General features: G+C 71.7%; 12 protein-coding genes and 1 tRNA gene. 4 read left to right on the top strand and 9 right to left on the bottom strand.

Annotated elements, in window-relative coordinates:
- Positions 1-45 precede the first annotated feature (45 nt).
- Positions 46-1,155 (bottom strand): fatty acid desaturase family protein, encoded by a 1,110-nt coding sequence (locus tag NI26_RS05570; RefSeq protein WP_066653401.1) that lies wholly within the window; start codon positions 1,153-1,155, stop codon positions 46-48.
- A gap of 306 nt (positions 1,156-1,461) precedes the next feature.
- Here NI26_RS05570 and NI26_RS05565 point away from each other — a divergent pair, with 306 nt between their 5' ends.
- Positions 1,462-1,710: a hypothetical protein gene (locus tag NI26_RS05565; protein WP_066653399.1), complete on the top strand. Its 249-nt coding sequence runs from the start codon at positions 1,462-1,464 to the stop codon at positions 1,708-1,710.
- Positions 1,711-1,722: 12 nt separating this feature from the next.
- Here the strand turns inward: NI26_RS05565 and NI26_RS05560 are convergent, their stop codons facing one another.
- Positions 1,723-2,394 carry a DUF4166 domain-containing protein gene (locus tag NI26_RS05560; RefSeq protein WP_066653396.1) on the bottom strand — a complete coding sequence of 224 codons (672 nt, stop codon included), beginning with the start codon at positions 2,392-2,394 and terminating at the stop codon, positions 1,723-1,725.
- Entirely contained in the window at positions 2,391-3,020 is a 630-nt protein-coding gene (locus NI26_RS05555) for an SRPBCC family protein (protein ID WP_081984765.1), read from the bottom strand. The genes NI26_RS05560 and NI26_RS05555 overlap by 4 nt, the downstream gene beginning before the upstream one ends.
- A gap of 30 nt (positions 3,021-3,050) precedes the next feature.
- On the opposite strand from NI26_RS05555, the gene NI26_RS05550 reads away from it, so the two are divergent.
- Entirely contained in the window at positions 3,051-3,308 is a 258-nt protein-coding gene (locus NI26_RS05550) for a hypothetical protein (RefSeq protein ID WP_066653393.1), read from the top strand.
- 52 nt (positions 3,309-3,360) lie between these two features.
- On the opposite strand, the gene NI26_RS05545 is transcribed toward NI26_RS05550, so the two are convergent.
- The 5 genes from NI26_RS05545 to NI26_RS05525 all read right to left on the bottom strand — a co-directional run bounded on the left by NI26_RS05545 (position 3,361) and on the right by NI26_RS05525 (position 8,171).
- A complete protein-coding gene (locus tag NI26_RS05545) occupies positions 3,361-4,827 on the bottom strand; it encodes a hypothetical protein (protein ID WP_066653391.1) in 1,467 nt (488 codons plus the stop codon).
- Positions 4,828-5,020: 193 nt separating this feature from the next.
- Complete coding sequence (locus NI26_RS05540) at positions 5,021-6,079, bottom strand: AAA family ATPase (protein ID WP_158407738.1); 1,059 nt, start codon at positions 6,077-6,079, stop codon at positions 5,021-5,023.
- Between the two features lie 438 nt (positions 6,080-6,517).
- Positions 6,518-6,591, bottom strand: a tRNA-Pro gene (locus NI26_RS05535).
- Positions 6,592-6,744: 153 nt separating this feature from the next.
- A complete protein-coding gene (locus tag NI26_RS05530) occupies positions 6,745-7,353 on the bottom strand; it encodes a hypothetical protein (protein WP_066653386.1) in 609 nt (202 codons plus the stop codon).
- Positions 7,341-8,171 carry an endonuclease/exonuclease/phosphatase family protein gene (locus NI26_RS05525; protein WP_066653384.1) on the bottom strand — a complete coding sequence of 277 codons (831 nt, stop codon included), beginning with the start codon at positions 8,169-8,171 and terminating at the stop codon, positions 7,341-7,343. The genes NI26_RS05530 and NI26_RS05525 overlap by 13 nt, the downstream gene beginning before the upstream one ends.
- A gap of 71 nt (positions 8,172-8,242) precedes the next feature.
- Between NI26_RS05525 and NI26_RS05520 the strand changes: the two genes are divergently transcribed.
- On the top strand, positions 8,243-9,757 hold the full coding sequence (locus NI26_RS05520) for a hypothetical protein (protein ID WP_066653382.1): 1,515 nt from the start codon (positions 8,243-8,245) through the stop codon (positions 9,755-9,757).
- A gap of 89 nt (positions 9,758-9,846) precedes the next feature.
- Positions 9,847-12,015, top strand: a complete 2,169-nt coding sequence (locus NI26_RS05515; RefSeq protein WP_235426528.1) for a RecQ family ATP-dependent DNA helicase — start codon at positions 9,847-9,849, stop codon at positions 12,013-12,015.
- Positions 12,016-12,216: 201 nt separating this feature from the next.
- Here the strand turns inward: NI26_RS05515 and NI26_RS05510 are convergent, their stop codons facing one another.
- Positions 12,217-13,086, bottom strand: coding sequence for an oxidoreductase (locus NI26_RS05510; RefSeq protein ID WP_066653379.1), 870 nt, complete (start codon positions 13,084-13,086; stop codon positions 12,217-12,219).
- Positions 13,087-13,103: the final 17 nt, after the last annotated feature.

Genomic DNA, 13,103 nt, shown 5'->3' with positions numbered 1-13,103 from the left:
CGCAGACCTGCGAGGTCCCGCAGCCCGCCGGCGCGGAGGACCGCGTCAGTGGATGCGGAGCTCGGCGACCATCGGGCAGGCGAATGGGTCGCGTGCGGCGAGACCGACCCGGTTCAGGTAGCGGACGACGATGCCGTACGACCGCAGCAGCGTCGTCTCGGTGTACGGCACGTCGAGCGTCTCGCAGTGGTCGCGGACCAGCAGGCGGGCCTGCTTCAGCGCCGGTCGCGGCATCGACGGGAACAGGTGGTGCTCGACCTGGTAGTTCAGGCCACCCATCAGGAACGACACCCACCAGCCACCGCGGATGTTCCGCGAGGTCCGGACCTGTCGGGAGAAGAAGTCGACCTTGGCGCCGTGCGCGATGGTCGGCATGCCCTTGTGGTTCGGGGCGAACGAGGCGCCCATCATCACGCCGAACACGGCGAGCTGCACACCGAGGAACGCGCACGCCATGCCGAACGGCAGGAACCAGAACACGACCGTCAGGTAGATGCCGAACCGGGCGACGAGCATGCTGCCCTCGAGCCAACGGTGCCGTGCGTCGGCCTTCGACCCGGTGCCCGTCACGATCGACGTCACGGCGTAGCGGTGCAGGTTCAGCCCCTCGAGCGTGAGCAGCGGGAAGAACAGCCAGCCCTGGAAGCGCAGGAAGGTCCGCATCAGCGGGCCCTTCGCCTCGGCGGCGTCCTCGGGCAGGAAGCGGATGCCGTCGGGCGCGATGTCGGGGTCCTTCCCGACGGTGTTCGGGTTGCCGTGGTGGCGGGTGTGCTTGTTCATCCACCACGAGTAGCTCAGGCCGACCATGAACGTGCCGAGCCACCGGCCCGCGTGGTCGTTCCACTTCTGCGACGCGAACACCTGACGGTGCGCGGCCTCGTGCGACAGGAACGCGAACTGCGTGAAGATGACCCCGAGCGCTCCCGCGACGATCAGCTGGAACCACGAGTCACCGAGGAACGCGAACGCCACCCAGGCCAGCGCGAGACCTGCGACCAGGCTGCCGAACAGGGACCAGTAGAAACCGGTGCGCCGACGGAGCAGGCCGTTCTCCTTCACCTGCGCCAGGAGCGCGGAGTAGGTGGACGTACCGTTGCGGCTGCCCGGACCGGGTCGGGTCCGGGTGTAACCGGGGGCGAGCGGGGTGGTCGTCATCGAGGACCGACCTTCTGTGGTGAGCGATCCTTCGACCGATCCGGAGAGTTCACGCATCCGCGCTTCCGGCGACAGTAGGTCACGGAACCGGGAGAACGCCTGGACGGCGCGCGCACGTCCGGGAAACGCAACCCGTGGCGGACGGGAGGCGCGGGACGACGCCGCCACGCGCCTCCCGTCCGGCGGCCGGTGGCGGTCCGCCGGGCGCCCACGCTCGGCGACCATCGTTGCGGGATCGAGACGGCCCGTCACCCCGGTGCGTGCGAGCCTGGTCGCACCTGACCACGGGAGCGGACGGAGCACGCTGTGGACCGAGCGATCGCGTGGGTCGTGCTGGCACTCGTCACGGCCGTGCCGGCACTGCTCCTCGCCGTCACGCGGGTGAGCTCGTGCGCCGATGCGGCGCCGGGTGCGGGCACGAGCCGGTGCACGAGCGGACCCGTGCTCGGGGTCGCCGGGTCGTGGGCCGCCGGTGCGGTCGCCGTCGTGGTCGTCGCGATCGCGGTCGTCCAGGTCGTGCGGGCCGTCCGTTCCGGGCGAGCGGCGACGGACTGACGCCCGGCGGTCTCAGGTCCGCGCTTCGGTGCGGACCGGCTTCAACCGGTCCGGTGCGTGGGTGGCGGGGGTCCACTCGCACGTGAACGTCCCGCGGTACCCGAACAGGAAGCCGAACACGCGGTTGTGCACCTCGAGGTCGACGTGGAACGCCTGGTCGTCCTCCGACCACCACTCGTGCAGGGTGGCGCGACCGCTCAGGAGCATCGGGAACCGGAACGAGACCGGCCCCTCGTGGAACCGCTGCGCGTCGGACGTCAGCACGAGCCCGCCCCGCTCGTCCACCGCCAGGTCGAGGTCGACCGCCAGGTGCTGGTGCGTGCCGAGGTAGTCGAGCACCCTGCCGTCGACGAGCACCATCGTCGCGTCGAAGCGCGCCGTGCGACCGGGCTTGGTCTCGTACGTCCGCACGAACGTCACCGTCTCGCGGCCGAGCTCGTCGCGGTACGGGTGGTTCTCGATCGTGAACGGCACGTCCTCCCCGACGTCGGGAACCAGGATGTTCCGGAGCCGTCCGATCTGCAGGAAGGGGACGGTCCACCACGGGCCGCGTCGGATCGACGACATGACGCCACGTCCGGTGCAGGCCTCGCCGGCGTCGAGGCCGACTCCGAAGCGTCGTCGCATCATCGGGTGGAGTCGCTGGAAGTCGGCGCCGAGCGCCTCCTCGAACACGGACGTCATCGGTCGTTCCTCGGGTCGGGCAGCGTCGCCAGCGTCGCCGGCGCATCGTGCAGGTGGTCCGTGCGTCGGGCGCTGCCTGCGGGTGCCCGCAGCGTCCTGGAGGCTCGTGGCCGGTCCCGGCGCCAGGGCTGCAGGACCGAGGTGAGCGGCCACGCCTCCGGTGCGGGTCCGCCCTCGAGCCAGATCCGGAGGCGGTCGAAGCTCCACGCGGTCGCCCAGCCGAGGAGCGGCCGGACGACCACGTCCAGCGGCCCCCATCCGCCGTCGTAGTCGTAGCCGGTGACGAACCGCGTGCGCCCGTCGTCGGTCGGGACGTAGCGCCAGTAGCCCCGGCCCGCGCGGATCGGCGAGAGGCGGTCGGCGGTCCCGAAGCGCAGCGCCGACGTGCGCGAACCGTCCGGGCGGCGGCGTTCCCCGATGCTCACACCGGTGCCGTGCACGTCGTGCAGCGGCGAGCGTCGGACGTAGCGGAAGTGCGTCGGTGCCCCGTCCTCCGCGCCCTCGGGCACGATCTCCGAGAACCGGACGTCCCAGCGCACGTGCTGCTCGGGGTCCTGCGTCGCGGCCCACACGCGGTCGAGGTCCGCATCGATGACGGTCTCGACGTAGATGCCCCTGGTCCCCACGTGCTGACAGTAGCGCCTGCGCGGCGGAGAGTGGACCGAGCGATCGCGTGGGTCGTGCTGGCACTCGTCACGGCCGTGCCGGCACTGTTCCTCGCCGTCACGCGGGTGAGCTCGTGTGCGGATGCGGCGCCGGGTGCGGGTACGAGCCGGTGCACGAGCGGACCCGTGCTCGGCGTGACGGGATCGTGGATCGCCGGCGTCGTCGCCACGGTGATCGTCGTGATCGCGGTCGTGCACGTCGTGCACGTCGTGCGGGCCGTGCGGGACGGGCGGGTAGCGGAGGACTGACTCACGACGGCATGCCTCCGTCCAGGGAGCGGCCCCCGAACAGCTGTCCGGTTCAGCCGTTCCAGGCGTCCTGTAAGGCGCGCTCCAGGTCGGTACGGTCGCCGCCCCGCACCTCGCCCTCGCGGAGCGGCACGGCCGTCAGCTCCCCGTCGTGCAGGGTCAGGTCCGTGATGCTGCCGGTACCGCGGTCGGCGAGACGGACGTGCAGTCCGGTGCCGTCCGGCAGCACCGGTCGAAGGGCCTCGACGAACGCCGGCACCTGATCCGAGCCAGGCAGGGTCGCCGACACGGACCGGTCACTGCCGAACTGGTCCGAGGACGCGGGGAGGAAGCCCCGGAGCGTCGTGCCGACCTGGATCGATGTGCCCAGCAGCGCCGGGGACCCGTTCACCGACAGGCGATCCGCATCGCCTGCATCGTCCCGGTCAGCAGCATCGTCGGCACCATCAGTGACTTCCTGCGGGCCGATTCGGATCGACTCCACCGGAGCGGCCGGAGCAGCAGCGGCGAGCGCCGTCGCGGTCGCCAGGACCTGGTCCGGGTCGTCGACCGTCACGTCGACCACGGTCGGCGTGAGCGACACCGCGGTGACGTCCGGCCGGGTGGCGACCGCCGCGAGGCGGTCCGCCTCGGCGTAGTCGGCGGCGTCGGGCAGGTCGTCGTCGCCCCTTGGCTCGTCCTTCGTCACGATGCCGCCGTCCACGATGACCTGCGCGGCCGGCGCTGCTTGCTGAGCGATCGCGGTCGCGTCCCCCACATCGGCGAGGTCCTTCGTGTGCAGGAGGAGCCGACCCGGTGTGACGGAGGCCCGCGTCACCTCGTGCGCGGCGAGCACACGCTCGTACGCGGTGATCTCCGGCGTCGGGTCGCCGACGGTGTCGTCGGTCCCGGTGCTGTCGTCAGACCCGGCGATCCGGTCGGAGATCTGGAGGTCTGCTTCGTCGGACGGCAAGCGGTCCGTCGGCGGCGTCGACCAGTGGGATGCGGTGAGCGTCGGGGACCGCCACCCTGAGGCGTCGGCAGCCTCGCGCACCGCTCCCCATCCGCGCACCAGGTCGGCGCTCTCCCGGACGTCCACTCCGACCGAGCCCGGCCGGGTGCCGGAGCCGGCCGGAGCCGTGACCTTCCCGCCGAGCCAACGGTCGTCGCCCCGGAGCCGGTCGACGACGGCGAGCAGCTGGTCGTTCTCGGCCGCGCGCCCCTCGACCGAGAAGTGGAACCCGTCGGCCTCCACCGAGGCGCTGTAGGTCGTCCCCGCGGTGGTGGCGTCGTGCATCCACCGTCCGACCTCGTGGGTCACCCGTCGCAGGTCGGCGTCGGACAGGTCGTCGTCGGTGGTCACGGTGACCTGGACCGTCCCCGCGAACGGCAGGTTGTTCGTGCCCGAACCGCTGACCGACCGCACACCGCGGAGCTCGGACAGCTCGTGCTCAGCTCGGGCAGCGCCCGCGGTTCCGGCGTCGACGTTCGCCGAGCAGCCGCTGACCAGCAGGACCGCCGTCAGCGTGGTGGCCGTCAAGGCGGCGGTCAGCGTTCGTCGTCTCCCCCAGAGCATGGCGGGAGCGTAACGCAGCGAGATGCGCTGCCGGTTCCTACTCAGGCGCCAGCAGTGCTGCCGTCGCGCCGCCGCCGTGATGCCGGACATCCGTGACGAGGAGCCTGCGAGCAGGAGCGGCCGAGAACCCACAGAGTCTCGGCGGTCACGAGGCACCTCACGTCGTCGGGAGGGACGTGATCATCTCGACCAGATCCACGAGCGCTGGGTCTTCCCGCAAGCGCTCGAGCCAGATCGAGATGGCTGCGTCGAGGAGTCGTTCCTCGGACACCCCCACAGCAGAAGCGATGTTGCCGAACGCCCTGTGATGATCCCCGAGGGCGGCTGCTGCGCACGCCATCGCAACGCCGGAGGTACGGACATCCAACATGGTCGCCAACTGGTCGGGTTGCTCTTGGAGCATCCTGAGGAGTTCGACTTCTGGAGCTGCGGCGCCTGGCAGGTAGTACTCCGCTGCATCGGGAGACGCTCTCCGCATGTCGGCATCGAGGACGACGGTCGCGCGCAGCCTCCTTGAATTCCCCAACGTCCTGGCTGCCGCCTTCGCAGCCGCTTCCCCGCCGGCCTCCACGACGTCGACGCTCGAGCGCACATGCGCCGCAAAACGATCGATGATCGCTCGTACCAGACGAGCGGCGAGTTCGTCTTCCACGAAGACGACAGCTGTCACGCCGCTGGACGGTCTCTTCAACGTACGGAGGATGGTCGGCGCATCGACGTCTTCAGTCACGATCGCCCCGCCGCCCGTTGCGAGGACAAGTCGGAGCGCCTCGGCCGGAACGTGCTCGATGATCTGCGTCGAGTGTGTCGCGACGATCACTTGACAAGCATTACTGGCGGCAAGACGCCCGATCTCCTCGATCAGCGGGACGTGCGCCGGACCGGCCAGGAAGGTCTCCGGCTCATCGATCAGCACGACCTCGTTCGCCTCCGCTTGTCGGAGCAACCAGAGCGTGTACGCCGCGGAGTACTCGCCTCGGCTCATCGTGAAGGTTGTGAAGTCCCTGCCGTCCCTTCTGCCGTGGAACAACGGGAGACGCTCGCCTTGGGCGTCAGCGATGGCGATCGCCAACTCCTCGTAACGATGGCCCGTGATGCGCCCGAGGGCTTCGAGGTCGCGTTTCCCGAGGGCTTGCGAGCCGTGAGCCCGCATGACGTCTCGAGCCTCTGACGCCTCGAAGTAGTAATCCTGAGCCGCCGTGATGAGCGATCCCATCACGACGTCCGAGCTGACTTCGGTGACAGTGAGATTACGCAAAGCGCGAGAATACTGCCGAACGTGTTTCACGCGGTCAAGAGGAAATTTGACAGGTGCAACTGAAGTGCGTGCGCCGTCAGCAGGCCGGACTGTCAAGGAATACGACCCGACGAAGTCTGTGGCGTCCCAGCGGCTGACGGGCGGAAGAGCCCAGCCACTCTGCCACCGCGGCAACGCCTCACGAATGACGGCAAGCAGGTACGACTTGCCGGCTCCGTGCAAACCGGTGACCACGGTGAATCGTTTCAGATCGACACGTCCAGGCGCGAGGACTGGCGACTCCCGCACCGTGATCCCGTGCAATGGTCGCGACTTCAAGACGAGCGCATCGAGCAGGCCCGCGCGACGAATACTCGCCATGTCTTCGCGACGACCCCTCCGCCATGCTTCCTTCGGTCGGGCTGACAGGATTTGAACCTGCGACCCCTTGACCCCCAGTCAAGTGCGCTACCAAGCTGCGCCACAGCCCGTGAGCCTCGAGAGGCTCGGAACCCCGTCTCCGGCGTTCCACCACCCGCGTCCGACCGGAGCGCGAGCAGCCCGTCAAGCATAGCGGACGCGGGGCCCTGCTCGCGCCACGGCGCGTCGCCACCCCTACCGGCGCGATCGGCCGGGCCGGGCCGTCAGCCCCGCGGCGAGCGCGCTGGCTGCCGCACCACGTCCCGCTCGGCCGCCAGCCACGGCAGCGCGAGCCCCACGAGCAGCCCGCCGAGCCCGTCCGCGGCCAGGTCGCCGATCGTGTCGTCGTACCCGACGTAGATCGCCGAGTCGACGTAGTTGTGCCCGAGCCACTCGCACATCTCCCACACGGACCCGATCGCGAGTCCGAGGGTGAACACCAGGAGCGACACGGTCACGCGCCCGGCGTCCGGGGCGTGCGGCACGAGCCGGAGGTCCGCGGCGATCACCGCGAGCAGCGCCGCGAGCAGTCCGGTCAGGACGACGTGGATCAGCTTGTCCCAGAGGAACACCGACGTGTACCACTCGAGCGCGCTCGACCAGCCGGCGACGAGCACCAGCACGCAGACCGCCAGGTCGAACGCCGGTCGGAGTCCGAGCATCCGCGGCAGGACCACCCCGAACAACGCGAGCGACATCACCGCGAACGACGTGCTCCCCCAGCCGATCGTGGCCACGGGGATGCTGAGGAGCGTCAGGACCCGCACCACGTCGGCCGGCAGGAACCGCCGGCGCAGGAAGGTCAGCCCGAGCGACCGCATCACGAGGTCCACCGCACGACGGCGTGCACGGCCGCGTGGTCGGACGGCCAGACACCGCCCGGTCGGCGCACGTTCACCGCGACCCGGTCGACGACGGCGTCCTCGGTCACGAGCACCCCGTCGATCCGGCGGCCGCCGACACGCGGCTCCCGGTAGTGCGGGTACGTCCCGTAGGCCTCCCCCACCTGCCGGGAGGCTCGCCCCCAGCTGTCGACGACCCCCGCTTCGGCCAGTGCTCGCCAGGGCGCCGATCCGGCCGGGCAGTTCCAGTCGGCCATCACGACGGCCGGCAGTCCGCGCTCGCGGACGATGCGCCCGAGCAGCTGCGCGCCGCGCAGCCGTGCCCAGGACGAGGCGACGTCGAGGTGCGTCGCGATCGCGGTGAACTCCTGCCCGGTGGTGCGGTCCGCGACGACGGCACCGACGGCGTGCCGCGGGAAGGCCGTCGCCCAGGACCGTGAGCCCGGGCGCGACGGCGTCCGGGACAGCGCCCACGTGCGCCGCTCGACGACGTCGAGGCGCTCCCGGTCGAGGAACAGGCCGACCGCCTCGCCACCGCCGCGCGCACCGCGACCGACGACCACGGGCTCCCATCGCGAGCCGAGACGGGCCGTGAGGTCCGCGGTCTGGGCGGGCAGTGCCTCCTGGACGGCCAGCACCGTCGGCTGCTCGCTGGCGACGAGCGCGACGACGGCGTCGCGGCGACGTTCCCACGCGTCGGCGTGACCGGGCGCGTGCGGCACCCGACGTCTGACGTTGAGGGTGGCGCAGTGCACCTCGGGGGCCACCACCGCCCCGATCGTCGGGTGGTCGTCCGGCGCGGATGGCATGCACCCTGTCTACGAGACGACACCTGTTGCGCTCACAGGGTGTCGTGACGGTCCCTCGTAGGGTGGCTCGGATGCGTTGCGCTCGTCCCACCCGTACCCTGCTCGCGCTGTCGGTCGCCGGGCTCCTGCTCGGCGCTGCCGGTTGCACCTCCCACGACGACGCGCCGACGGTCGCGCAGCTGGCACGGACGTCCGCCGACTCGGTGGACGTCGTGGCCCAGCAGGACCCGTCGGCGCGCTCCGTCGCCGCGAGCCGAGCGCTGTTCGCGTCGGCTCCCGGTGCGGTCGTGGCGTCGGCCTCCGACGCGGGCGCGGTGCGCGACGCAGCGAGCGCCGCGCGTGCGGCGCACGTCCCACTGCTGCTGACGGACGACGGCGGCGCGCCCTCGTCGACACCGTCCGCCGACGCGGGTGGCGACGGTGACCGGGTGGCAGCCGAGCTCCGCCGGCTCGGGGCCGACTGGTACCAGGCCGAGGGCAGCGTGGTGGTCGACACCGACGTCCCGGAGCAGGACGCGCCGGAGCGGGGCGACGTGCCCGAGGCGAGCGATGCCTCCCGTCCGGCGACCGTGGTCGTGTCCGACCGTCGGTCGGAGGCCGCAGCCGTGGCCACGGCGGAGGCTGCCGGCGCCCGTGTGGTCGCGATGCCGGACGGCGTGACCGACCCGGCTGCCGCCCCGGACGTCGTGTCGGCCCTCCACGACCGCGCGGAGCACCCGACCGTGCTGGTCGGCTCGGCGTTCGGCGACCTGCCGGACCCGCAGTGGACGGTCCGGGCGGCGGAGAGCGGTTGGCAGCTGCCGCACGGCGGGCAGCGACCCTTCGACGGACACCGCTACGTGGCGTTGTACGGCGCTCCCGGCGCGCCGGTGCTCGGGGTGCTGGGCGAGCAGGACCCGGCGGCGACCGTGCGCCGCGCCGAGGGGACGGCGAAGGAGTACGACGGGCTCGGCGACGAGCCGGTGACGCCCGCGATGGAGGTCATCGCGACCGTCGCCGCCGGGGACGCCGGGGCCGACGGCGACTACTCGACCGAGCTGCCGGCGTCGACGCTGGAGCCCTACGTCGACGCGGCGAGCGACGCCGGGATGCCGGTCATCCTCGACCTGCAGCCGGGGCGGTCCGACTTCCTGTCGCAGGCGAAGCGGTACGAGTCGCTGCTCGCGAAGCCGAACGTCTGGCTCGCACTCGACCCGGAGTGGCGACTGACCGCCGACCAGGTGCCCCTGCAGCAGATCGGCAGCGTCTCGGCGTCCGAGGTGAACGAGGTCTCGTCGTGGCTCGCCGACCTGGTGCGGTCGAAGGGCCTGCCGCCGAAGGCGTTCGTGCTGCACCAGTTCCGGCTGTCGATGATCCAGGACCGGTCGTCGCTCGCGTCGCACCCGGAGCTCGACGTCCTCATCCACGTGGACGGGCAGGGCTCGCAGCCCGACAAGCAGGCGACCTGGAAGGCGCTGCACCAGGGCGCCCCGGAGGGCGTGCACTGGGGCTGGAAGAACTTCTACGACGAGGACACGCCGATGCTGTCGCCGCAGCAGACGATGGCCGACGTGCAGCCGACGCCGTCGCTCATCACGTACCAGTAGCGGGTCGCGTCTCGTCGCGTCCCGTCGTGGTGTCCACAGCCTGGAGGGCCGGGGCACGGTGCGTCGGCGGGTGCTGACAGCATGGGGTCATGTCTGGTCTCGGTGTCGGTTCGTCCGTCGGCTCACCTGCTCCTGCGGCGGCTCCGCCGTCCGCCGAGATCGCTGCGGAGGCACAGGAGGCCCTGGCCGCCCTGACCGGGCGACCGGACGCGGTCTTCCACCCCGGGCAGCTCGAGGCCATCTCGGCGCTCGTCGAACACCGGCAGCGTGCCCTCGTGGTGCAGCGCACCGGGTGGGGCAAGTCGGCCGTGTACTTCCTCGCGACCCTGCTGCTGCGGCGACGTGGCGGCGGCCCGACCGTGCTCGTCTCGCCGCTGCTCGCCCTCATGCGCGACCAGGTCGCAGCGGCCGCGCGGGCCGGCGTCCGCGCGGTGTCGATCAACTCGGCGAACGCGCACGAGTGGGCGGACACGCAGGCGGCCCTCGCGCGTGACGAGGTCGACGTGCTCCTCGTCTCCCCCGAGCGCCTCAACAACCCGCGATTCCGCGACGAGCAGCTGCCGACGCTGATCGCCCGGATGGGCATGCTCGTCGTCGACGAAGCGCACTGCATCTCCGACTGGGGACACGACTTCCGCCCCGACTACCGCCGGCTCGCCGAGCTCATCCGCTCACTCCCCCAGGGTGTCCCCGTGCTCGCGACCACGGCGACCGCGAACGAGCGCGTGGTCGAGGACGTCGCGGAGCAGCTCACCGCGGGCCCGGACGCTCCCGTCTTCACGATCCGCGGTTCCCTGGCGCGGGCGTCGCTCCGGCTCGGCGTCCTGACGCTGCCGGACGCCCGACAGCGCCTCGGGTGGCTGCTCGCGCACCTCGGCGACCTGCCCGGCAGCGGCATCATCTACACGCTGACCGTGTCCGGGGCCGAGGACATCGCCCGACTCCTGCGCGAGAACGGGTACGCCGTCCGCGCCTACACCGGGCGGACCGACACCGAGGAACGCGAGCAGCTCGAGCAGCAGCTCAAGGGCAACGAGCTCAAGGCGCTCGTCGCGACGAGTGCGCTCGGGATGGGCTTCGACAAGCCGGACCTCGGGTTCGTCGTGCACGTCGGCGCTCCCTCGTCGCCCGTCGCCTACTACCAGCAGATCGGCCGCGCCGGGCGTGCGACCGACAACGCCGACGTGCTGCTCCTGCCCGGACGCGAGGATCGCGAGATCTGGCAGTACTTCGCGAGTGCGTCGATGCCGACCGAGGCCCGCGCCTCCGCCGTCCTCGGCGCGCTCTCCACCGACACGGCGATGTCGACCGTCGCGCTCGAGGGCCTCGTCGACATCAAGCGATCGACACTCGAGCTCCTGCTCAAGGTGCTCGACGTCGACGGCGCCGTGCACCGTGTCGCCGGCGGCTGGGTCTCGACCGGGCAGCCGTGGCAGTACGACGCCGCCCGCTACGAGCGGGTCGCCGCCGCCCGCGAGGCCGAGGCCGCGTCGATGCTCGCGTACGAGTCCACCTCGGCGTGCCGCATGCAGCTGTTGCAGCAGGACCTGGACGACCCGTCCGCTGAGCCCTGCGGGCGCTGCGACAACTGTGCCGGTGTCTGGTACCCGACGTCGATCTCGGAGTCGGACACCTCCGGTGCGGCTGCCGCGCTCGACCGGGTCGGCGTCGAGATCGCGCCGCGCGCGCAGTGGCCGTCCGGCATGGCCTCGCTCGGCGTGCCCGTGAAGGGCAGGATCCCGGCCGGCGAGCTCGTCGAACCGGGCCGCGCCGTCGCCCGGCTCACCGATCTCGGCTGGGGCGGGCCGCTCCGCGCGCTGTTCTCGGCCACCACTCCGGACGGACCCGTGTCCCGCGAGCTGGTCGACGGGTGCATTCGAGCCCTCAAGGACTGGCCCTGGGCCGAACGGCCGACCGGCGTCGTGGCGATGTCGTCGCGGTCGCGGCCGGAGCTCGTCGGGTCGTTGGCGCAGGCGCTGTCGTCCATCGGGCGGCTGCAGTTCCTCGGGACCCTCGGACGGAGCGGCGGGGAGCCCCGCGGAGACGGTGCGACGAACAGCGCCTACCGGCTGGCCGGGGTGTGGGACACCTTCGTGGTGGACCCGGAGCTGGCTGCGGCGTTGGCGTCGCACCAGGGGCCGGTGCTGCTCGTCGACGACCTGGTGGACAGCCGGTGGACGGTCACCGTCGCCGGGCGGGAGCTCCGGCGTGCGGGGGCGTCGGCCGTGCTGCCGTTCGCGCTCGCGACCGTGGCCTGACGCCGGCGGGGTCCGGCAGACCGTGTCCGTGGTCCGTCCGGTGGCGCGGGGTGCGGGGTGCGGGGTGCGGGGTGCGGGGTGCTCCCGCACAACCGGAAGCACGTCGTGCCAGGGATTCCCGTGGTGCGACGTGCTATCGGTTGTGCAGGCGACGGTGCGTGCCGACTCCAGCGTCGGCTCCGCCCGCATGCGCCGCTCGGGTCAGGCCGCGCCGATCGCGTCCAGCTCGCGGATCGCGTCCGCCGGCAGCGTGATGCCCGCGCCCTCGACGTTCTGCCGCAGGTGCTCCACGGATGACGTACCCGGGATGAGCAGGATGTTGTCCGAGCGCTGGAGCAGCCATGCGAGGGCGACCGACAGGCGCGACTCCCCCAACCGCTGCGCGACGGTGTCGAGCGCCTCGGACTGGATGGGCGAGAATCCGCCGAGCGGGAAGTACGGCACGTAGGCGATGCCCTCGGCCGCCGTGAGGTCGACGAGGTCGTCGTCGCCCCGCTGCGCCACGTTGTACATGTTCTGCACGCAGACCACGGGCGCGATCCGGAGGGCCTCGACGAGCTGCGCGCCCGTCACGGTCGACAGTCCGAGGTGGCGGATCTTGCCCTGCTGCTGCAGTTCGGCGAGTGCCTCGAACTGCGGTGCGATGCTGCCCGACTCCGGGGCGTCGAACCCGCCGACACGGAGGTTCACGACGTCGAGCTGCTCGAGACCGAGCCGCTCGAGGTTCGCGTGCACGTCCTCGACGAGCTGCTCGGGCTTCCGCGCCGGCGGCCACTGCCCCTTGTCGTTCCGGCGCGAACCGACCTTGGTGACGATGTGGACCTGCTCCGGGTACGGGTGCAGGGCTTCGCGGATGATCTCGTTCGTGACGTGCGGGCCGTAGAAGTCCGCGGTGTCGATGTGGGTGATGCCGAGCTCGACCGCCGTGCGCAGCACGCGGACGGCCTCGTCACGATCGGCCGGCGGGCCGAAGACGTGCGGGCCGGCGAGCTGCATCGCGCCGTAGCCGAAGCGGGTGACCTCGAGGTCGCCGAGGTCGTAGGTGCCACCGGGGAGGCTGTTCGTCGTCATGGTTCGACGATGCTCCC

It is taken from the genome of Curtobacterium sp. MR_MD2014 (genome assembly GCF_000772085.1).
Classification (GTDB): domain Bacteria; phylum Actinomycetota; class Actinomycetes; order Actinomycetales; family Microbacteriaceae; genus Curtobacterium.
This window is presented reverse-complemented; position numbering and strand designations above follow the sequence as displayed.